The organism is Ochrobactrum sp. P6BSIII (assembly GCF_014138065.1).
Taxonomy (GTDB): domain Bacteria; phylum Pseudomonadota; class Alphaproteobacteria; order Rhizobiales; family Rhizobiaceae; genus Brucella.
Genome location: NZ_JACGXB010000003.1, coordinates 37,177 through 57,368 on the forward strand (window position 1 = coordinate 37,177; position 20,192 = coordinate 57,368).

Consider the following 20,192-nt stretch of genomic DNA (forward strand, 5'->3'; position numbering starts at 1 on the left):
ATCACACCGCGCATTGGTTGGAAGTTTTAGGCGGCGCGCTTCAGGGCGTCGCGGATGACCGAAACGATTGTGTCGATCTGTTCCTTTTCCACGATCAGCGGCGGCGATAGTGCAATCACATCGCCGGTGACGCGGATCAGCAGGCCCTTCTTGAAGCAATCCACGAAGACGTCATAGGCGCGTGCGCCCGGTGCGTCCTTGCGCGACGACAGCTCAATAGCGCCGACCAGACCGAGATTGCGGATGTCGACGACATTCGGCGCATCTTTCAGCGAATGCAGTGCTTCCTGCCAATGATCGGCAAGCTGCGCACCACGGGTCAGCAGGCCTTCTTCGGCGTAGACTTCCAGTGTTGCAAGGCCAGCGGCACAAGCGACCGGATGGCCGGAATAGGTGTAGCCGTGGAAAAGCTCGATTGCGTTTTCCGGACCGGTCATCAGGCCGTCATATACCTTGCGCGCGGCGAAGACTGCGCCCATCGGAATAGCGCCGTTGGTCAGGCCCTTGGCGGTGGTGACGAGGTCTGGAACCACGCCGAAATAATCGACGGCAAACGGCGTGCCGAGACGACCGAAACCGGTGATGACTTCGTCGAAGATCAGCAGGATGCCGTATTTGTCGGCGGTGGCGCGGATGCGCTCCAGATAGCCCTTCGGCGGCAGAACGACGCCAGCCGAACCGGACATCGGCTCGATGATGACCGCGGCAATCTTTTCAGCGCCGTGCAGCTGAACCAGACGTTCCAGATCATCCGCCAGCTCGATGCCATGCGCAGGCAGGCCCTTCGAGAAGGCATTGCGCTCGATGTCGAGCGTGTGGCGCATATGGTCGGCAGGGATCTGCGGGAAGACGCGGCGATTGTTGACCAGACCGCCAACCGAAATGCCGCCGAAACCAACGCCGTGATAGCCCTTTTCGCGACCCAGCACCATGGTGCGGGTGCCCTGACCAATGGCGCGCTGATAGGCGATGGCGATCTTCAGCGCCGTATCGACCGATTCCGAACCGGAATTGGTGAAGAATACGCGGTCGAGCTGCGCAGCCGGACCACCCGGCGCGATGGCCGCGAGCTTTTCGGCGAAATCGAATGCAATATTGTGGCCCATCTGGAAGGTGGGCGCGAAGTCCATCGTGGAAATCTGGCGCTCAACGGCTTCGGTAATCCGCTTGCGGCCATGGCCGGCATTGCAGCACCACAGACCAGCCGTCCCGTCGAGAACCTGATGGCCGTCGGTGTCGGTGTAATACATACCCGATGCGCTGGCGAGCAGGCGCGGAGCGGCCTTGAACTGCCGGTTTGCGGTGAACGGCATCCAGAAGTTTTCAAGGCTGGGCGCGTTGGTTTTGGTGAGCATGGTAACCTCCTATTTTAAGCCAACAGGACACGCTTTGCGAAGGGCAACAAGCCCTTTTCTTCAAATGTTTAAGCTATTGATTTTATGGAGATGATTTCAGAAAATTATGCTATATCGAACATCATAAACAGAAGAGGATTGTCCGATGAGCATCGATATCGGCGGAAGGTTGCGCTATGTGCGCATGCGGCAGAATCTGTCGCAGCGCGAGCTTGCCAAACGGGCTGGTGTGACCAACTCGACCATATCGCTGATCGAGGCCAATCAGTCCAATCCGTCGGTCGGCGCGCTCAAGCGTATTCTCGATGGTATTCCGATCGGCATGGCCGAGTTTTTCGCGCTGGAGCCGGATACGCCGCACAAGGTATTCTATCAGGCGGAAGAGCTGGTGGAAATCGGCAAAGGCCCCATTTCCTACCGGCAGGTGGGCGACCATCTTTTTGCGCGCTCGTTGCAGATATTGAAGGAGCGGTATGAGCCGGGCTCCGACACGGGCAAGGTGCTGCTCATGCATGAGGGCGAGGAGGGCGGCATTGTCATATCGGGCCGCATCGAGGTGACGGTCGGCAGCGACCGGCGCATATTGGGGCCGGGCGACGCCTATTATTTTTCCTCAAAACTGCCGCATCGCTTTCGCTGCATCGGGCCAACAGCCTGCGAGGTTGTCAGCGCCTGCACGCCGCCGAGTTTCTAGAGCATTTCCAGCAAAAGTGCGAAGCGCCTACGCGGGGAAATCAGTCCACTGGACTGATTTCTGATCCCGCTTCGATGCGTTCGGAAATGCGGAGAAACACAACGGCGCGCAGGCTACTTTTTAGTTGTAGCGCGAGATGCCGAGATCGTCGGCGCGGATATCCGGCTTGTTGCCGCTGACCAGATCGGCCAGAAGCTTGCCGGAGCCGCAAGACATGGTCCAGCCCAGCGTACCGTGACCGGCATTGATGAACACATTGTCGTAACGGGTTCCGCCGATGATCGGCGTGGAATCTGGTGTCATCGGGCGCAGGCCGGACCAGAAGGTCGCGGCCTTGAGGTCGCCGCCCGGGAACAGATCGCTGACCGACAGGTCGAGCGTTGCGCGGCGGGCAGCCGGCAGATCCTTGGTGAAGCCGGACACTTCCGCCATGCCGCCGACACGGATGCGGTCGCCCAAGCGGGTGATGGCGATCTTGTAGCTTTCGTCCAGAACCGTCGAGACGGGCGCGCGGGCTTCGTCGATGATCGGCGCGGTGATCGAATAGCCCTTCACCGGATAGATCGGCGCATTGAGGCCAAGCGACTTTACGAGCGCAGGCGTGTAGCTGCCGAGCGCGACCACATAACGGTCTGCTGTGAGAATGCCGTCTGAGGTTTCCACGCCGGAAACGCGACCACCGGACAGAACCAGCGACTTGATATTCACACCGAAGCGGAACTTGACGCCCATGCCTTCGGCAATCTTGGCCAGCGCATTGGTGAACTTGAAGCAGTCGCCGGTTTCGTCATGGGGCAGGCGCAGGCCGCCGACAAACTTGTCCTTCACACGGGCCAGCGCCGGTTCAATCTTGGCGCAGTCGTCACGGTCGAGCACTTCGAACGGTACGCCGTCCTGACGCAGCACTTCGATATCCTTGCCAATGCCATCGAGCTGATATTGCTCGCGGAAGAGCTGCAACGTGCCCTGCATGCGCTGGTCATATTCGATGCCGGTATCCTTGCGGAGATCGACAAGGACGTCGCGGCTATATTCCGCCACGCGCACCATGCGGGTCTTGTTGACCTTGTAACGGCTGTCCGTGCAGTTGGCGAGCATCTGCATCAGCCAGACATACTGCTTGGGATCGGATGTCGGGCGGATGATGAGCGGCGCATGCTTCTGGAACAGCCACTTTGCGGCTTTCAGCGGAATGCCGGGAGCCGCCCATGGCGAGGCATAGCCGGGCGAAACCTGACCGGCATTGGCGAAGCTGGTTTCCAGCGCCGGACCTTCCTCGCGGTCGATGACCGTCACTTCATGGCCAAGCTTGGCCAGATAGTAAGCCGTTGTGACGCCAATGACGCCGCTGCCGAGTACGGTAATCTGCATGTTCGCCTCTTTTTTGTTATGCATTTTGGCTCGAACGCGCGCTATCCACGTAAATACGGGCATAGCGGTTGCCGAGCGCTGTCAGAATTTCATAAGGGATCGTGTCACATTCGCTCGCCACGTCTTCCAGACGCTGATGCGGGCCGATCAGTTCCACGAGACTGCCGAGCTTCAGCGTGCCTTCCGGCAGAGCGCTGACATCAAGCGTGATGGAATCCATCGAAACGCGCCCGACGATGGGCAGGCGGGTATCGCCATAAAAGGCCGAACCCTTGTTGCTGAGCGCACGGAACCAGCCATCGGCATAACCCACCGCAATGGTGGCGATCCGCATGGGGCCTTCGGCGATATAGGTGCCGCCATAACCGATGGCCGCACCCTTTTCCACGTCGCGCACCTGAATGACGCGCGCCGACAATGTCAGCACCGGAACGATCCGGTTTTCCGCCTCGTGCTCCGTGGCCGGATCAACGCCATAAAGCGCGACGCCGGGGCGTGCGAGGTCGAAGTGATAGGATTTTTCAAGGAAGCTGCCGCCCGAATTGGCGAAGGCGACGGGCAGTCTCGGCAGGCGCGCCAGTGCTGCGCGCATGGCGGCAAGCTGGCTCGCATTGGCCGGGTTTGCCGGTTCATCGCCGCTCGCCAGATGGCTGATGATGAACCGCACATCGATGCCATCGAGCAGCGACAGATTGTCGGCCAGCCGGTCCAGTTCCCTGGCTGAAAGGCCAAGACGCGACATGCCGGTATCGACTTGCAGGAGCGCTGGCAGTTTCTTGCCGCTGCTGGCCGCAAGATTGGCCCAGTTTTCAACCTGTTCCAGAGAATTGAGCACCGGCACAATGCCTTCGCGGGCGCAGGCGGCTTCGGTGCCGGGTTGCAGGCCGTTCAGCACATAAAGCGTCGCATCGGCTTTGAGCACAGGCCGCAGTGCGATGGCTTCGCCCAGATGCGCAACGAAGAAGTCGCGGCAGCCAGCTTCGTAAAAGGCGGGCGCAACGCGCTGCGCGCCAAGGCCATAGGCATCGGCCTTGACGACCGCTGCCGCGCGGGTCGGCGCGATATGCCGCGCAACGGCGGAATAATTGTGCCGCAACGCCGCAAGATCGATGGTCAACACGCCGCCAGCGGCGAGATCGCTTTGCTCTTTCGAAAAATGCATCGACATATCAACCATATCCATTGCGCAATTCTTATTGCCCCTGATCCGCTGGATGCATTGCCGCATCCAAACGGGCATCGAGATATATTAATCGAAGACTATTCGAATGTTTTTGCTATCTGTCGCAGATTATGCGAATTTTGGCACATCCTGCGCACGTTTTAGCTTTTCATTCGAAGAATATGCATGGCGACACTCGACAGTATTGACCGGAACATCATTCGTTGCCTGCGCCGCGACGGGCGCATGACCAACAGCCAGCTTGCCGCCGAAGTGGGGCTGTCCCAGTCCGCCTGTCTGCGAAGGGTGCAGATTTTGGAGGAGGGCGGCGTCATCCGTGGCTATACGGCCATCGTCGGCTCATCAGGCGGTGACGAGCGGCTGGTCGCCATTGTGCGCATCACGCTCGACCGGCAGACCGAAGAATATCTCAACCGCTTTGAAGAAGCCGTGCGGCGACACCCGGAAGTGCAGGAATGCTATCTGATGACGGGGGATGCGGATTATATTCTGCGCGTCGAAGCTGAAAACGCTGCGGCTTATGAAATCATTCACAAGGAAATCCTGTCGCGCCTGCCGGGCGTGGCGCGCATCCATTCCAGCTTCGCCATTCGCACGGTGCTGCTCTCGAAAGCGCCGTCATCGCGTGCGTAACAAGCAAAAGCCCGGCAGTGCCGGGCTTTTCCAACGCATGTGCTGATCATGTAGATCAGAAATTGACCGAATGCAGGACCGATGCGTCGATCGTGTTGATATCGCGCTTGCCGCATAGCGCCATGGTGACGTCGAGTTCTTTGCGGATGATCTCAAGCGCCAGCGAGACGCCTTCCTTGCCCATGGCGCCGAGGCCATAGAGGAAGGGGCGACCGATGAAGACGCCCTGTGCGCCGAGCGCGCGGGCCTTCAGCACGTCCTGACCGGAGCGGATGCCGCCATCGACATGCACTTCGATCTGATCGCCCACGGCGTCGACAATCGGCTTCAGCATGGAAATGGACGACGGTGCGCCGTCGAGCTGGCGGCCGCCATGGTTGGAGACGATGATGGCATCGGCGCCGGTCTTGGCGGCCATCTTCGCATCTTCAACATCAAGGATACCCTTGAGGATCAGCTTGCCGCCCCATTGTTCCTTGATCCAGGCCACATCATTCCAGTTCATCTGCGGGTCGAACTGTTCTGCAGTCCAGGAGGAAAGCGAGGACAGGTCGGTCACGTTCTTGGCGTGGCCGGCAATGTTGCGGAAGGTGCGGCGCTGCGTGCCCATCATGCCCAGGCACCAGCCGGGACGGGTCGCCATCTGCCAGATATGCTTCGGGGTGAACTTTGGCGGGGCGGACAGACCGTTGCGGATATCCTTGTGGCGCTGGCCGAGGATTTGCAGGTCGAGCGTCAGCACGAGAGCCGAGCAGCCTGCGGCCTTGGCACGACCGATCAGGTTCTTCACGAAGTCGCGGTCCTTCATCACATAAAGCTGGAACCAGAACGGCTTCTTGGTCACCGAGGCAACATCCTCGATGGAGCAGATGCTCATCGTGGAGAGCGTGAAGGGCACGCCGAAAGCCTCAGCAGCCTGAGCGGCCAGCATTTCGCCATCGGCGTGCTGCATGCCGGTGAGGCCTGTCGGCGCAAGCGCGACCGGCATGGCCACATCCTGACCGATCATGGTCGTTGCGAGCGAACGGTTGGTCATGTCGACCAGCACACGCTGGCGCAGCTTGATCTTCTTGAAGTCATCCTCGTTGGCACGATAGGTCGACTCAGTCCATGCGCCCGAATCCGCATAATCGAAAAACATTTTCGGGACACGGCGCTGGGCGAGCCGCTTCAGATCGGCGATTTCAACGATGTTGGACATTACTCTTGCCCCTTGTGGTAAGTTTTCTTGACCACTCGCATGAAGGATCGCGCGACTGAAATCAAGTGCGAAGCTACAAAACACCGACATCAATTGGTCGTCAATTGAAGGGTGGGGCTATTTTGCTTATGCTAATGCTCTCCATAATACGTTCGCAGTGGAACAAGGATTGAGACATGAGCAAGGATGGCAAGGGTTCCAAAACCGGCTTTATCGGCAAAAGCTCAAGTGCTGCCGGTGGCTGGGGGGCTCTGAAAAGCTGCGGCAAGCAGCTTTTGGCCAGCGGTGCGCCGCTGACGGGCGCCCGTGCTCTTCTCAAGGCCAATCAGCCCGATGGTTTCGACTGTCCCGGTTGCGCCTGGGGCGACCCGGAACATGGCTCGTCCTTCGAATTTTGCGAAAACGGCGTCAAGGCGGTGGCCTGGGAGGCGACCGACCGGCGCACCACGCCCGCTTTCTTCCGGGACCATACGGTTTCGCAATTGCGCAAGTGGACCGATTACGACCTGGAAAATACCGGCCGTCTGACGCATCCGCTTCGCTATAATGCGGCGACCGACAAATATGAGGCGGTTGAATGGGATGTGGCTCTGGAGCGCATTGGCGCGCTTCTGCGTGCGTTCGATCATCCCAACCGGGTTGAGTTCTACACGTCAGGCCGCGCTTCCAACGAGGCTGCTTTTCTCTACCAGCTTTTCGTGCGTGCCTATGGCACCAATAATTTCCCCGATTGCTCCAATATGTGCCACGAAGCCAGCGGCGTGGCGCTGAAACAGTCGGTCGGTGTCGGCAAGGGCACGGTGCTGCTTGAGGATTTCGAACAGGCCGACGCGATTTTCGTCGTCGGGCAAAACCCCGGCACCAATCATCCGCGTATGCTGGGCGATCTGCGCCGTGCTGCCGAACGTGGCGCGCGCATTGCGGTGTTCAATCCAATCCGCGAGCGCGGGCTGGAGCGTTTTGCCGATCCGCAGAACAAGCTCGAAATGCTGCATGGCGGCAGCGAAGCGATTGCCAGCGATTATTTCCAGCCGCGTCTTGGCGGTGATCTGGCGGCGTTTCGCGGCATGGCAAAGGCGGTATTCGCGGCGGATGACGCAGCGCTCGCCGCAGGTGAGCCGTCCATTCTCGCCCGGGATTTTCTGAGCGCGCATACCGCCGAACTCGAGGCCTATCGCGCCGCCGTGGATGCGACGACCTGGGAGGAGATCGAAGATCAGTCCGGTCTGCTGCGGCAGTCTCTGGAGCGGGCCGCGCAGATCTATATGGATGCCGAGCGCGTGATCTGCACCTGGGCCATGGGCGTGACCCAGCATCGCCATTCGGTGATCACCATCCGCGAGATCACCAATTTCATGCTGTTGCGCGGCAATATCGGCAGGCCCGGCGCTGGCCTGTGCCCGGTGCGCGGCCATTCCAATGTGCAGGGCGACCGCACGGTTGGCATTAACGAAAATCCGCCGCGCGCATTTCTCGATGCGCTGGAAAAGGAATTCGGTTTCGATGTGCCGCGTGAGCCGGGCCATAATGTCATCGGCGCCATTGGCGCGATGCTGGACGGCACGGCACAGGCCTTTATTGGCCTCGGTGGCAATTTTGCCCGCGCGACGCCGGACAGCCCGATCATCGCGAAAGCGCTGTCGAGCCAGCGTCTGACTGTGCATATCGCAACCAAGCTCAACCATTCGCATCTGGTGCCGGGGCAGGATTCGTTCATTCTGCCATGTCTCGGGCGCACCGAAATCGACCTGAATTCCAAGGGTGTTGCCCAGATCGTCACGGTCGAGGATTCCATGAGCATGGTGCATGGATCGGGCGGCATCAATTCGCCAGCCTCGCCGCATCTGCGGTCGGAAGTGGCAATCATTGCGGGCATGGCCAATGCGACGCTGGGCCCCAAGCCTGTCAACTGGCTGGAAATGGCTGACGATTACGACCTGATCCGCGACCGCATTGCGCGGGTGCTGCCTGATTTCTACGACTTCAACAAGCGTGTGCGTGTGCCGCGCGGTTTCCATCTGCGCAACACGGCGCGTGAACTGGAATGGAATACAACGAACGGCAAGGCCACTTTCTGGACCGGCGCACTGCCGGAAGCCATCGAGCACCAGCAGGCGCGCGGGCGACCGGGGCGTTATGTGTTGCAGACCTTCCGCAGCCATGACCAGTACAATACGACCATCTACGGCATGGATGACCGCTATCGCGGCGTCTATGGCGAGCGGCAGGTTGTATTCATGAATCCGCTCGACATGGCGGATATCGGTGTCGAGGCCGGCGACCGCGCCGATATTGTCGGCGACTTCGTTGACGGTCTGGAACGGGTCGCACGCGATTTCCGCTTTGTGCCCTATGACATTCCACGCGGTTGTATCGCTGGCTATTATCCGGAGATGAATGTGCTTGTGCCGCTTGGCAGCTCCGGCGACGAGAGTTTTACGCCGACCTCGAAATCGGTGATCGTCTCGTTCCGGCCGGTACAGCCCGTCGCCGCTTGATGGATCAAGCCGCCGCCGACTATATGGCGCTGGTCGAAAAGCTGGCCGGTCATGCGCCGGACCTGTCTTCGCTTGGCGCAGGCATTATTGCCGCGCTGGCGCTGGGCGTTGCCTCCGACAGCCGGAGTTTCGCACGGGTGCTGGGGGTTGCGCATGCGCTGGTGCTGCGCGAGGTGAACCTGCTTGGCGCAGACGGCGGCTATATCGTGATCACGCAGCGTGATCCGCGCACCCAGCGCACGCGGTATGAACTTAGCCCCGCCGGTCGCCAGCTGGTTGATAAAATCTAGAACCAATCCGCTTCCAATTTGAAGAGTTATACGGTTGCGTCCCGCCGGGCGCGGCCCTGTTGCGCCCATGGACTGGCAAAATCGCCAGCTGCAACGGGCGCTTGCGTACTTCATAAAAACATCACTTGCTATTGGTTCTATATAGGTTCTATCATGCCGACCATGAATAGAACCACCTTGATCACTTCCATTGAAGAGCGCGGCCTGCACGATCCGCAGCGGACGGGGCCGCTTTATCGCAATCTGGCGCGTATTCTGGGTGAGTTGATCGAGGAGGGAAAGCTGGCCCCTGCGGTTGGTCTGCCGCCAGAGCGTGATCTGGCCGAGGAGCTTGGGCTTGGGCGCATTACGGTGCGCAATGCCTATAAGGAACTGCTGGCGCAAGGCGCGGTTGAATCCCGGCGCGGCAGCGGTACATTCGTTGCAGAACGTCCGGCGCGCATCAGCCAGCATCTGTGGCGGCTGACATCGTTTTCGGAAGACATGCTTTCGCGCGGCAAGGAGCCGGGCGCGCGCGTGGTGACGAACCGTATCGACAAGCCGTCGCCGGATGAAGCCTTCCGGCTGGGCGTCGGCGTGGATACGTCGATTGTGCGGCTCGATCGTTTGCGTCTCGCCGATGGCGTGCCGATGGCTTTCGAGCGCGCCGTGGTGCCGCGCCATTATCTGGATACGGATCGTGTCGACGAAGCATCGCTTTACGGTGCGCTGGCGCGGCGCGGTTACAAGCCTGTGCGCGCCTTGCAGCGACTGACTGCCGTTACGCTTGATCCCGGCACAGCGCGCCTTCTCGGCGTGCATCGCGGCGCTCCGGCGCTTTTGATTGAACGCATCTCGCATCTCGATGACGACCGTATCGTCGAATACACCCGCTCGCATTATCGCGCCGACGCTTATGACTTCGTCGCTGAACTGAAAATTGGAGAATGATCATGGTGAACCAACCATCCCTCATGTTGCAGGAAACCGAGCAATCGCCTGCGGTGGTTGCAACGCTTCTGGAAAAGGAAGCCGGTACGCTGGCCGAGATCGCAAAGATTTTCGCGAAGAATGAACCGGCGGTCATCACGACGGCAGCCCGCGGTTCTTCCGATCATGCGGCGACATTCTTCAAATATCTGATGGAAATCACCATGGGCATTCCGGTCGCCTCGATCGGGCCTTCGGTTGCTTCCGTCTACGGCTCCAAGCTGAAGCTTGCCGGCGGCGTGCATTTCACCGTTTCGCAGTCTGGCGCCAGCCCCGACATCGTGGCCGCACAGGCGGCAGCCAAAAAGGGCGGTGCGACGACGATTGCCGTGGTCAATGTGGTGGACAGCCCGCTCGGCAAAGAGGCGGATCTGGTTCTTGCGCTGAATGCTGGCGAGGAAAAGAGCGTCGCGGCTACAAAGTCTTTCATTGCCGCCGTTGCTGCCCTGTCGGGCGTGGTGGCTGCTGCCAGCGGCGATGCCGATCTGCGCGCCGGTTTGCAGCGTCTGCCGGAAGCGCTTGCCGCAACCCGCCCGGATGGGCGCGAAGCGGTCGAGACCCTTCTGTTCAATGCGCGCTCGCTTTATACGGGCGGTCGCGGCACTGCCTATGCCATTGCGCTGGAAGCTGCCCTGAAGGCCAAGGAAACCGCCAATATCCACGCCGAGGCTTTCTCACTGGCCGAGCTGATGCACGGTCCAATGCGACTGGTTGAGGAGGGGTTCCCGATCCTCTCCTTCCTGCCGCGCGATGAGGCTTTCGACACCAATATTCAGGCTCTGAAGCGGCTGCATTCCTTTGGCGCGAGCATTGTGACGCTGTCCGATGCCGAAACGCCGGGCTTCCGCTTGCCATCGGCCAGTACGGGCAGCCCGCATCTTGATCCGCTGGTCTCGCTCATCAATTACTACCGCGTCATTGAAGCGGTGACGCGCCGCAAGGGTTTCGATCCCGACAAGCCGCGCAATCTCAACAAGGTCACGGTGACGGTATGACGAAAAAATCAGCAATCGCCGGTGCGCGGATTTTCGATGGCGAGCGGTTTCATGACCAGTCCGCCCTTGTTTTCAGTGACGGCAAGGTTGAAGCCATTGTGCCCGAAGCAGCCCTTGGCGAGGCCCATCAGATCGAGCGCCTGAAGGGTGGCGTCATTGCGCCGGGTTTCATCGATGCGCAGGTGAATGGCGGCGGCGGGCGTATGCTCAACGATCAGCCGACACCTGAGACGATGTTCGTGATTGCCGAAGGTCACCGTAAATACGGTACGACCAGCCTGCTGCCGACGCTCATTACCGACACCACGATTGTGCGTGACCGCGCCATTGAGGCCGCAGTCGAAGCGGTGAAGGCCGACAAAGGCGTCGCAGGCCTGCATCTTGAAGGGCCGCATCTGGCACCTGCGCGCAAGGGCGCGCATCTGGCCGAGCTGATGCGCCCGGTCGATGACGCTGATATCGCGCTTTATATCCACACGGCGGAGCAGATCGGCACCTTGCTTGTGACCGTCGCTGCCGAACAGGTCACGCCCGAACAGGTGCGCCGTTTGAGTGATGCGGGGGTTGTGGTCAGCATCGGCCACAGCGACACGACGGCGGAAGAAGCCTTCAAGCGCTTTGACGCGGGTGCGCGCAGCGTTACCCATCTCTTCAACGCCATGAGCCAGATCGGCCATCGCGCGCCGGGTCTTGCCGGGGCGGCGCTTGATCATCCGGATATCTGGTGTGGGATCGTTGCCGATGGTCATCATGTCGATCCGATGGCGCTGCGTCTGGCGCTGCGCGCCAAGCGCGGCGACGCCCATCTGTTCTTCGTGACGGATGCGATGTCGCTGGTCGGCTCCAATGCGACCAGTTTTGAAATCAATGGTCGCGCCGTGCACCGCGTGCCGGGCGGCATCTGCCCCAAGCTGATCCTGTCCGATGGCACCATTGCCGGTTCCGACCTCGATATGGCCTCGGCGGTGCGCTTCGGCGTGGCCGAACTGGAGCTGACGCTGGCCGAAGCCCTGCGCATGGCGAGCCATTATCCGGCACGGTATCTGCGGCTTGCAGATCGCGGATTGCTGCGTCCGGGCATGCGCATGGATGCGGTGCATCTTGATGATGGGTTGTTTGCGAAGACAACCTGGCGCTCCGGCGTGAAACAGGCAGCCGGGTGAGGGGAAAGCAGATGACAGCTATAACAGACCGCTATTTCAACGATCTGATTGCCCGTCTGACGAGCCTGCGTGACCGCCTGGCCGAGCCGATGGAAAAGGCAGCCGACCTGATTGCCGCCGCCGCACGCGCTGACCGCCGAGTCTATGTGTTCGGCACCGGCCATTCCCACATGATGGCGGAAGAGTTGCATTATCGCGCCGGTGGTCTGGCGATCACCGTGCCGATCCTCTGCGGCGCGATCATGTTGCAGGATGGTGCAGTTGCCAGCTCGCATTTCGAGCGGATCGAAGGCGCGGTGCTGCCGATCCTCGATCGCTATGGCATTCGGGCGGGCGACGTGTTGATCGTCGTTTCCAATTCCGGCGTCAATGCCGCGCCAATCGAAGCGGCGCGCTATGCTCGCGAGAAGGGGGCGGCGGTGATCGCGGTCACTTCCGTTACCTATTCCAGCGCGATTGCCAAGGGACGCACACAGCTGCTTTCGCTCGCGGATGTCGTTCTCGACAATGATGCGCCTGCGGGTGATGCCGTGCTGGAAGTGGAGGGCAGCGCCCTGAAGGTGGGACCGGTTTCCACCGCGCTTGGCGTGACGATCCTGAATGCGATCTTTGCCGATGTCGCATCCCGTCTCGTGGATGATGGTGCCGCTCCGGTCTATCTCAGCGCCAATATGCCGGGCTCCGGTGACGTGAACCGGGAACTGGTCGCGCGGTATAGGGATCGCAATCCGCATCTTTGATCAAATAAGAGCAATCTTTCTTCCAAAGTTGCTTGATAGCGCAATCCGGTCAGTGCATTACGCATTCTGGCATGGCGGAGACCGCATCGTGAACTAGTTTCAAGGCGCGCGCTTTGGCTTGCGCCTTCGAAAACTGAGGAAGTCCGATGCATAATTTTGTCCTGACCGTCACCTGCAAGTCCACCCGCGGCATCGTTGCTGCAATTTCGGGTTATCTTGCGGCCAAGGGTTGCAACATCATTGATAGCGCCCAGTTCGACGATCTCGATACGGGTCGTTTCTTCATGCGCGTCAGTTTCATTTCGGAAGAAGGCGTGGCGCTCGAGACCCTGAGCGAAGGCTTCCAGCCCGTCGCAGCGCCGTTTGAAATGGATTTCGATTTCCATGACAACGCCAAGCGCACCAAGACGCTTTTGATGGTCTCGCGCTTCGGCCATTGCCTCAATGATCTGCTCTATCGCTGGAAGATCGGCGCGCTGCCGATCGATATTGTCGGCGTGGTGTCGAACCATTTTGACTACCAGAAGGTCGTCGTGAACCACGACATTCCGTTCCACCATGTAGCCGTCACCAAGGCCAACAAGCCCGAAGCCGAACAACGCCTGATGGATATCGTCAACGATACCGGCACGGAGCTGGTCGTTCTGGCGCGCTACATGCAGGTTCTGTCCGACCAGCTTTGCAAGCAGATGTCGGGCAAGATCATCAATATTCATCACTCCTTCCTGCCGTCTTTCAAGGGCGCGAACCCTTACAAGCAGGCCTATGAGCGCGGCGTGAAGCTGATCGGCGCGACGGCGCATTACGTCACCGCCGATCTCGACGAAGGCCCGATCATCGAGCAGGACGTGGCGCGCATCACGCACGCGCAGAGCGCTGCCGATTATGTTTCCATCGGTCGCGATGTCGAGGCGCAGGTGCTGGCGCGTGCAGTCCACGCCCACATCCACCACCGTTCATTCCTCAACGGCAACCGTACCGTGGTCTTTCCGGCGAGTCCTGGCTCGTTCGCGTCGGAACGCATGGGCTGATATTGCCATTGGATAAATATAAAAGGCGGCTCATTGAGCCGCCTTTTTGCTATCTGATAATTGATCATGAATTGTTGGAATAGATTGTGCAGGGCAATAATATAAAAGGTAAATTGTAAAATTTATTTGGAGTGGGATTATGAAAAAATATTTTTTATTTTTCTTCGCAATGCTTTCGTTCAATATTGTCAGTCATGCTTATGCTGGGGATGGCAAATTGAAAGACGGCGACTTTGTTTCCACACAGAGCGAGTGTGAATCGAAGTGTGATGGACAATGCTTGCAGACAAGCAATCACTGGATGTGTTCCGGTATCCCCAAGTAGCGAGCGGTTACGCCAAACTCTTCGACATCCGGGCGAAGCCTCGGAGTGAAACGTGCTGATATAAAAAAACCCCGCCGGAGCGGGGTTTTCTTTTGACCGTTGATCAAGATCAGTCGATGTCGAAGGAAACACCCTGTGCGAGCGGGAGAGCCTTCGAATAGTTGATCGTGTTGGTTGCGCGGCGCATATAGCCCTTCCACGCATCCGAACCGGATTCACGACCGCCGCCGGTTTCCTTTTCGCCGCCGAATGCACCGCCGATTTCGGCGCCCGAGGTGCCGATATTGACGTTGGCGATGCCGCAATCCGAACCTTCAGCCGAGAGGAAGCGCTCTGCTTCCTGCAGGTTCAGCGTGAAGATCGAGGACGACAGGCCTGCGCCGACTTCGTTATGGCTCGCCAGAACGTCGTCGAAATCGGAATACTTCATCACATAAAGGATCGGAGCGAAGGTTTCTTCGAGAACCGGGCCTTCCTGCTTTGGCATTTCGACGATGGCCGGACGCACATAGTAAGCGTTTTCATGGCCGCTATCGACGCGCTCACCACCCTGAACCTTACCGCCGTGAGCGGAAGCTTCCTTGAGGGCCTTCTGCATGTTGTCGAAGGCAACCTTGTCGATCAACGGGCCGACCAGAGCAGTGGTTTCAAGCGGCGAGCCGACGGAAACGCTGGCATAGGCCTTCTGCAGGCGCGGGACGAGAGCGTCATAAACGCTTTCATGAACGAACAGGCGACGCAGCGTCGTGCAGCGCTGGCCAGCGGTGCCCATGGCGCCGAAAGCAATTGCGCGCAGCGCCATGTCGAGATCGGCCGACGGGCAGACGATACCGGCATTGTTGCCGCCGAGTTCGAGGATCGCGCGAGCGAAACGCTTGGCAAGACGCGGACCGACTTCGCGGCCCATGCGGGTCGAGCCGGTGGCCGAGAGAACCGGAACCTTCGGGCTGTCCACGAGGACTTCGCCGATTTCGCGGTCGCCGAGCAGTACCTGCGAGAGGCCTTCCGGTGCATCGCCGAAACGCTTGAGGGCGCGCTGGAAGATCGCATCGCAGGCGAGAGCCGTGAGGAGGGTCTTTTCAGACGGCTTCCAGACAACCGAGTTGCCGCAAACGATGGCGAGAGCCGCGTTCCACGACCAGACGGCCACAGGGAAGTTGAAGGCGGAGATGACGCCGACAACACCGAGCGGATGCCAGGTTTCCATCATGCGATGGCCGGCGCGTTCGGTTGCAATCGTCAAGCCGTAGAGCTGGCGCGACAGACCGACAGCGAAATCGCAGATGTCGATCATTTCCTGCACTTCGCCGAGGCCTTCCGAAGTGATCTTGCCAGCTTCGATCGAAACGAGGCGGCCGAGATCTTCCTTGGAAGCGCGCAGTTCTTCGCCCAGAAGGCGGATCAGTTCGCCGCGCTTCGGTGCCGGAACGTTGCGCCAGGCGCGAAAGGCTTCATCGCCCTTGTCGATGATCTTGGCAGCGTCGTCCTTGCTGTGGGTCTTGACGGATGCGATCTGCTCGCCCGAGACCGGGCTGAAACCAGCAAGGTTGCCTGCGGTGTAAACGGCAGCGTCAACACCGAGCTTGGCGAGAAGCTCTGCGGCTTCCTTCTTCACGTCGACTTTTCTGACAGCGGTGTTCATAGCTTTCCTCTCTATGTCTTAACTTTACTCTGCCGCTTCAAGGCCGCCGAGGCGGGCCTGTACGGCTTCGATGGATTCACGTTCGATACGGGCGTAATGCTCGAATTCGTTGAGAACCTTGGCGCCAAGGTCTTCTTCAAAGCGCTTCTGGTTCGGGCTTTCCACGAATTCCTGCGTGTCGTCATCGCCCAGATTGGACTGGAATATACCGGCAGCACTGACCGGCAGGAAGTCTTCATAGGTCAGCGGGTCGAACTGAACCGCGCCAGCGGCTACAAGAAGCTCGATATCGGTGTTCGGCTTGAAGCTTGCAAGCTTTGCGGCGTCCTTGACCGAATAGGCGAAGTAGCCGAGGCCCGCTTCACGAATGCCAGCCCATGTGTCCGGGAAAGCTGCGAACGTGTCGCTCAGTGCCTTCACATAGGTGCTTGCATTGGAGCCATCCGGGGCCGGACGGGCAATGGCGCGGGTGTCGTTGAGAAGCTTGTCGTAAAGACCGCGCCCCTTTGGCGTCAGGGCAATGCCGCGCTGTTCGATTTCACCGAAGCGGGCGGTGTGCGAGCCGGGGGTCCACTGACCGTCGCTGCCGATGAAGGATACTTCTTCTTCCAGCGCCTTGAACGAGGTCTGGCGCAGGAGGATCGGGCACTTGCGGGTTGGCGGGCCTTCGACGACAGCCTTCGGATTGATGCCCCGTTCCGGCATCTGGTCCTGCACGGCGTCGATGTCGAGCGTGCGCGGTGTCAGATGGTTGATGTGCGGGCCCTTGAACGAAACAACGTCGGCAATCAGGCGGTGTGCATCATGCAGGCGATGGTAAAGCTCGGTCGAGACATTGGCGTGATCGTGCCAGCGGAAGGTTTCCAGCACTTCGGCCACGAACGCCTTGGCGTCGGCATCATTGAGGCCGCCTTCGGCTTCTGCCTTCTCGACGAGCACTACCGCGCCCGCGGTGAAGATGTTGCGCTTGGCCAGAACGTCTTCCGACTCCGCACGCAGCTTCTCGTCGGCGATGAGGTCGAGACGCAAGAGCGAGGTGAAGACGCGGAACGGATTGTGCTTCAGTGCGGCATCGTCAATCGGACGGAAAGCGGTGGAGTGAACGGGAACGCCAGCCGCGCTCAGGTCGTAATAGCCGACCGGGAACATGCCCATGACCGCGAAGACGCGGCGCATCATGAAAAGTTCAGCAGCGGTGCCGAGGCGAATAGCGCCATGACGCTCTTCGGAAATACGCTCCAGTGAGTCGGTTTCCGTCAGGCGTTCGTGCAGATGGCTGTCGTCCGCCAGAACCTTGGCGTTCACATCTGCGACGAGTTCCATCAGGGTGCCGTAGGCAGGCACTTCTTGCTTGTACATGCCGGACATCGCAGCCGAAAAGGCGGAGCGAATGGCGTCTGGCGATACGAATTTCTGCGCGTTCATGGCGTATGCTTCCGTAGAACTTGGATCGTCTTGGTAGGGGTCATATTCAGCATTGCGAAAACATGACGGGATTATGATGAAAATGTATCATATCAGCCGCTTTCCGGTTATGATTGCGCCGAAAGCAACTATGTTAATGCGAGATTGGAATGAAGCTAAGCAGGAGACTGATTCCGGACATCGCCACTTTGCAAGCCTTTGAATGTGCTGCGCGGCATGGCAGCTTCACCCAGGCGGCCAATGAACTCAATCTCACCCAGAGCGCCGTCAGCCGTCAGATCAAGGATCTGGAAAGCCAGCTCGGCGTGCTTCTGTTCGAGCGTATCCGCCAGCGCATTCTCCTGTCCGATGCGGGGCGCAAGTTTCTGCCGGAAGTCCGGCGTCTTCTCAACCAGACCGAAGATACGATGTTGCGCGCGATGGCCTCGGCGCAGTCCACATCGTCCTTCAGCGTCGCAACCCTGCCGACATTCGGCACGCGCTGGCTGATGCCGCGCATTCCCGATTTTGTCGAGAAACATCCGGGCATTGCCATCAATGTGGCGTCGCGTTCGGGCGTTTTTGATTTCGAGGAACAGCCGCACGATCTTGCCATTCACTATGGGCAGCCGGTTTGGGCGCACGCAACCTGCACTTTCCTGTGCAGCGAGGTGATTGTGCCCGTCGCAAGCCCGCGCCTGCTGGAAGCGCGCCATCCGGCCGCGCCGGAAGATCTGGAAAGCGAGCCGCTTCTGCATCTCGCGACACGTCCGAAAATGTGGGCGCAATGGTTCGAAAGCTGCGGCGTCGAAGGGCAGTCCGCTTATCGGGGGCACCGTTTCGACCAGTTTTCGATGGTGATCGGGGCGGCTCTGGCTAGTCTCGGCTTTGCGCTTCTGCCGCTTTATCTGATCGAGCAGGAGCTGCGCGATGGCGATCTGGTGCTGCTTTTCGAAAAGCCCATGCGCACGGAGAATGACTATTATCTCGTTGTGCCGGAAGGAAAACTGGAGAACCCGCTGACCCAGGTATTCTGCCAGTGGATCGCCGGGCAGGTGGGCAATACGGACTATTCGGCACTGGTTCATTCCAAACCGGAATGAATTGTTGCGCAATTAGCGCTGTCCATCCGGCTTTCGCGACGTGAAATAGATGCAGTCGGGTGGCTAGCCCGTTTTCCAATATATGAAATGGTTGCTCTCAATGTTGAACGATCCGCGCTCTCATGGTCTTTGGGAAAAGACCGCTCCGGCTGCTCCGAAGACCACGTCGCTGCAAGGCGACCTGACGGCCGACGTGGTGATTGTGGGCGGCGGTTTCTCCGGTCTTTCCACGGCTTTGCATCTGGCGGAAAAGGGCGTGAAGGCGATCGTCCTTGAAGGTATTGAGATCGGCTTTGGCGGTTCGGGTCGCAATGTGGGTCTGGTCAACGCCGGCATGTGGGTGATGCCCGATGATCTGCCGGGTGTTCTCGGCGAAAAATACGGTGCGCGTCTGCTCGATGTTCTGGGCAATGGCCCGAAGCTGGTTTTCGAAATCATCGAGAAAAACAAGATTGCCTGCGAAGTCGAAAAGCAGGGCACGCTGCATTGCGCCGTGGGCGCGAAGGGTCTGAAGGAACTGGAAGACCGCTGTGAGCAATGGGCGCGTCGTGGCGCCAATGTGAAACTGCTCGACGCCAGGGAAACCGAAGCCAAGGTCGGCACCAAGGCCTATGCCGGTTCGTTGCTTGATCTGCGTGCGGGTACGATCCAGCCGCTGGCCTATGTGCGCGGTCTGGCCCATGCGGCAGTTGGTGCAGGCGCACAGATTTTCACGGGCAGCCCGGTGGTCGGTGCTGAAGAAAAGAACGGCAAATGGACCGTCAAGACCGCCAAGGGTTCGGTCACGGCTGACTGGGTGGTCGTTGCCACCAATGCCTACACCAATGCGCCATGGGCTGAAGTCCGCGCCGAACTGGTGCATCTGCCTTATTTCAATTTTGCAACCACGCCGCTCTCCGACAATCTGAAAAAGAGCATTCTGCCGGAACGTCAGGGCGCGTGGGACACGAAGGAAGTTCTGTCGTCCTTCCGTTTCGACCAACAGGGCCGTCTGGTGTTCGGCAGCGTCGGCGCCCTGCGCAATACAGGCGCTTCCGTGCACAAGGCCTGGGCGAAGAAGTCGCTCAAGCGCCTGTTCCCGCAGATCGGCAATGTCGAGTTCGAAGCGGAATGGTATGGCAAGATCGGCATGACCAATGACAGCCTGCCGAAGTTCCATCGTCTGGCGCGCAATGTGGTCGGCTTCTCCGGCTATAATGGTCGCGGCATCGTGCCGGGCACCGTGTTCGGCAAGATCCTGTCGCAGCTCGTTTCGGGCGAAATCCAGGAAGACGATCTGCCACTGCCGGTCAGCGATCCGAAGGCGCAGAATTTCCGTGGTGTTCGCGAAGCTTACTACGAAGCAGGCGCGCAGATCGCCCATGTCGCAGAAATGGTAATTTGATTTTTCTGCACCCCTGCGGCTTGTCATAAAACCGCAGCGCAAATCCTCTATTGCGATGCGCATCGTCTCCAGATTGGAGAGATGCGGATCGCTGATGGCCATGAACATTCAATGCCTTAAAAGCCTTCCGATGGACGTGATTCCGCCGGAAGGCTTTTTTGCTTTCCGACTTTACGGCGCAGGATGTTTGACAGGTGCAGCATGAATAGAA

The 20,192-nt window shown here is 59.4% G+C and carries 17 protein-coding genes; 11 read left to right on the forward strand and 6 right to left on the reverse strand.

Annotation, left to right across the window (positions count from 1 at the left end):
- Positions 1 to 26: 26 nt before the first annotated feature.
- Positions 27 to 1,355, reverse strand: coding sequence for an aspartate aminotransferase family protein (locus FHW00_RS04530; protein WP_078338832.1), 1,329 nt, complete (start codon positions 1,353 to 1,355; stop codon positions 27 to 29).
- A 145-nt stretch (positions 1,356 to 1,500) separates the two neighbouring features.
- Between FHW00_RS04530 and FHW00_RS04535 the strand changes: the two genes are divergently transcribed.
- Complete coding sequence (locus FHW00_RS04535) at positions 1,501 to 2,049, forward strand: cupin domain-containing protein (protein ID WP_078338831.1); 549 nt, start codon at positions 1,501 to 1,503, stop codon at positions 2,047 to 2,049.
- 120 nt (positions 2,050 to 2,169) lie between these two features.
- Here FHW00_RS04535 and FHW00_RS04540 read toward each other — a convergent pair whose 3' ends face one another.
- Together FHW00_RS04540 and alr are read right to left on the reverse strand one after the other, a co-directional pair.
- The gene (locus FHW00_RS04540) at positions 2,170 to 3,420 is read right to left on the reverse strand and encodes a D-amino acid dehydrogenase (RefSeq protein ID WP_078338881.1); all 1,251 of its coding nucleotides are present in this window, start codon (positions 3,418 to 3,420) and stop codon (positions 2,170 to 2,172) included.
- A 16-nt stretch (positions 3,421 to 3,436) separates the two neighbouring features.
- Positions 3,437 to 4,597 (reverse strand): alanine racemase, encoded by a 1,161-nt coding sequence (gene alr, locus FHW00_RS04545; RefSeq protein WP_078338880.1) that lies wholly within the window; start codon positions 4,595 to 4,597, stop codon positions 3,437 to 3,439.
- 171 nt (positions 4,598 to 4,768) lie between these two features.
- Here alr and FHW00_RS04550 point away from each other — a divergent pair, with 171 nt between their 5' ends.
- The gene (locus tag FHW00_RS04550) at positions 4,769 to 5,236 is read left to right on the forward strand and encodes an Lrp/AsnC family transcriptional regulator (protein ID WP_078338830.1); all 468 of its coding nucleotides are present in this window, start codon (positions 4,769 to 4,771) and stop codon (positions 5,234 to 5,236) included.
- A 55-nt stretch (positions 5,237 to 5,291) separates the two neighbouring features.
- Here the strand turns inward: FHW00_RS04550 and FHW00_RS04555 are convergent, their stop codons facing one another.
- A complete protein-coding gene (locus FHW00_RS04555; protein WP_078338829.1) occupies positions 5,292 to 6,437 on the reverse strand; it encodes an alpha-hydroxy acid oxidase in 1,146 nt (381 codons plus the stop codon).
- Between the two features lie 176 nt (positions 6,438 to 6,613).
- Between FHW00_RS04555 and FHW00_RS04560 the strand changes: the two genes are divergently transcribed.
- The 7 genes from FHW00_RS04560 to purU all read left to right on the forward strand — a co-directional run bounded on the left by FHW00_RS04560 (position 6,614) and on the right by purU (position 14,123).
- Complete coding sequence (locus FHW00_RS04560) at positions 6,614 to 8,935, forward strand: FdhF/YdeP family oxidoreductase (RefSeq protein ID WP_078338828.1); 2,322 nt, start codon at positions 6,614 to 6,616, stop codon at positions 8,933 to 8,935.
- Entirely contained in the window at positions 8,932 to 9,225 is a 294-nt protein-coding gene (locus FHW00_RS04565) for a hypothetical protein (RefSeq protein ID WP_078338827.1), read from the forward strand. Before FHW00_RS04560 ends, FHW00_RS04565 begins: the two co-directional genes overlap by 4 nt.
- A gap of 162 nt (positions 9,226 to 9,387) precedes the next feature.
- Positions 9,388 to 10,155 carry a GntR family transcriptional regulator gene (locus tag FHW00_RS04570; RefSeq protein WP_078338879.1) on the forward strand — a complete coding sequence of 256 codons (768 nt, stop codon included), beginning with the start codon at positions 9,388 to 9,390 and terminating at the stop codon, positions 10,153 to 10,155.
- A gap of 5 nt (positions 10,156 to 10,160) precedes the next feature.
- The gene (locus FHW00_RS04575) at positions 10,161 to 11,189 is read left to right on the forward strand and encodes an SIS domain-containing protein (protein WP_176168319.1); all 1,029 of its coding nucleotides are present in this window, start codon (positions 10,161 to 10,163) and stop codon (positions 11,187 to 11,189) included.
- Complete coding sequence (gene nagA, locus FHW00_RS04580) at positions 11,186 to 12,352, forward strand: N-acetylglucosamine-6-phosphate deacetylase (RefSeq protein WP_078338826.1); 1,167 nt, start codon at positions 11,186 to 11,188, stop codon at positions 12,350 to 12,352. Before FHW00_RS04575 ends, nagA begins: the two co-directional genes overlap by 4 nt.
- Positions 12,353 to 12,363: 11 nt before the next feature.
- Positions 12,364 to 13,092 (forward strand): SIS domain-containing protein, encoded by a 729-nt coding sequence (locus FHW00_RS04585; RefSeq protein WP_078338825.1) that lies wholly within the window; start codon positions 12,364 to 12,366, stop codon positions 13,090 to 13,092.
- Between the two features lie 146 nt (positions 13,093 to 13,238).
- On the forward strand, positions 13,239 to 14,123 hold the full coding sequence (gene purU, locus FHW00_RS04590; protein WP_078338824.1) for a formyltetrahydrofolate deformylase: 885 nt from the start codon (positions 13,239 to 13,241) through the stop codon (positions 14,121 to 14,123).
- A gap of 434 nt (positions 14,124 to 14,557) precedes the next feature.
- Here purU and amaB read toward each other — a convergent pair whose 3' ends face one another.
- Positions 14,558 to 16,090 (reverse strand): L-piperidine-6-carboxylate dehydrogenase, encoded by a 1,533-nt coding sequence (gene amaB, locus FHW00_RS04595; protein WP_078338823.1) that lies wholly within the window; start codon positions 16,088 to 16,090, stop codon positions 14,558 to 14,560.
- Between the two features lie 24 nt (positions 16,091 to 16,114).
- Positions 16,115 to 17,515 (reverse strand): 2-oxoadipate dioxygenase/decarboxylase HglS, encoded by a 1,401-nt coding sequence (hglS, locus tag FHW00_RS04600; RefSeq protein WP_078338822.1) that lies wholly within the window; start codon positions 17,513 to 17,515, stop codon positions 16,115 to 16,117.
- Between the two features lie 149 nt (positions 17,516 to 17,664).
- Between hglS and FHW00_RS04605 the strand changes: the two genes are divergently transcribed.
- Positions 17,665 to 18,597 carry a LysR family transcriptional regulator gene (locus FHW00_RS04605; RefSeq protein WP_078338821.1) on the forward strand — a complete coding sequence of 311 codons (933 nt, stop codon included), beginning with the start codon at positions 17,665 to 17,667 and terminating at the stop codon, positions 18,595 to 18,597.
- 100 nt (positions 18,598 to 18,697) lie between these two features.
- Positions 18,698 to 19,981, forward strand: a complete 1,284-nt coding sequence (locus FHW00_RS04610; protein WP_113533835.1) for an NAD(P)/FAD-dependent oxidoreductase — start codon at positions 18,698 to 18,700, stop codon at positions 19,979 to 19,981.
- Positions 19,982 to 20,192 lie beyond the last annotated feature (211 nt).

Excerpts from the sequence above, each read along its gene's own strand:
- FHW00_RS04610 (WP_113533835.1), top strand. The coding sequence starts at position 18,698 with ATGTTGAACGATCCGCGCTCTCATGGTCTTTGGGAAAAGACCGCTCCG.
- FHW00_RS04560 (WP_078338828.1), top strand. The coding sequence starts at position 6,614 with ATGAGCAAGGATGGCAAGGGTTCCAAAACCGGCTTTATCGGCAAAAGC.
- amaB (WP_078338823.1), bottom strand. The coding sequence starts at position 16,090 with ATGAACACCGCTGTCAGAAAAGTCGACGTGAAGAAGGAAGCCGCAGAG.
- FHW00_RS04570 (WP_078338879.1), top strand. The coding sequence starts at position 9,388 with ATGAATAGAACCACCTTGATCACTTCCATTGAAGAGCGCGGCCTGCAC.
- purU (WP_078338824.1), top strand. The coding sequence starts at position 13,239 with ATGCATAATTTTGTCCTGACCGTCACCTGCAAGTCCACCCGCGGCATC.
- FHW00_RS04585 (WP_078338825.1), top strand. The coding sequence starts at position 12,364 with ATGACAGCTATAACAGACCGCTATTTCAACGATCTGATTGCCCGTCTG.
- hglS (WP_078338822.1), bottom strand. The coding sequence starts at position 17,515 with ATGAACGCGCAGAAATTCGTATCGCCAGACGCCATTCGCTCCGCCTTT.
- FHW00_RS04555 (WP_078338829.1), bottom strand. The coding sequence starts at position 6,437 with ATGTCCAACATCGTTGAAATCGCCGATCTGAAGCGGCTCGCCCAGCGC.
- FHW00_RS04605 (WP_078338821.1), top strand. The coding sequence starts at position 17,665 with ATGAAGCTAAGCAGGAGACTGATTCCGGACATCGCCACTTTGCAAGCC.
- FHW00_RS04535 (WP_078338831.1), top strand. The coding sequence starts at position 1,501 with ATGAGCATCGATATCGGCGGAAGGTTGCGCTATGTGCGCATGCGGCAG.
- alr (WP_078338880.1), bottom strand. The coding sequence starts at position 4,597 with ATGGTTGATATGTCGATGCATTTTTCGAAAGAGCAAAGCGATCTCGCC.
- FHW00_RS04550 (WP_078338830.1), top strand. The coding sequence starts at position 4,769 with ATGGCGACACTCGACAGTATTGACCGGAACATCATTCGTTGCCTGCGC.
- FHW00_RS04540 (WP_078338881.1), bottom strand. The coding sequence starts at position 3,420 with ATGCAGATTACCGTACTCGGCAGCGGCGTCATTGGCGTCACAACGGCT.
- FHW00_RS04530 (WP_078338832.1), bottom strand. The coding sequence starts at position 1,355 with ATGCTCACCAAAACCAACGCGCCCAGCCTTGAAAACTTCTGGATGCCG.
- nagA (WP_078338826.1), top strand. The coding sequence starts at position 11,186 with ATGACGAAAAAATCAGCAATCGCCGGTGCGCGGATTTTCGATGGCGAG.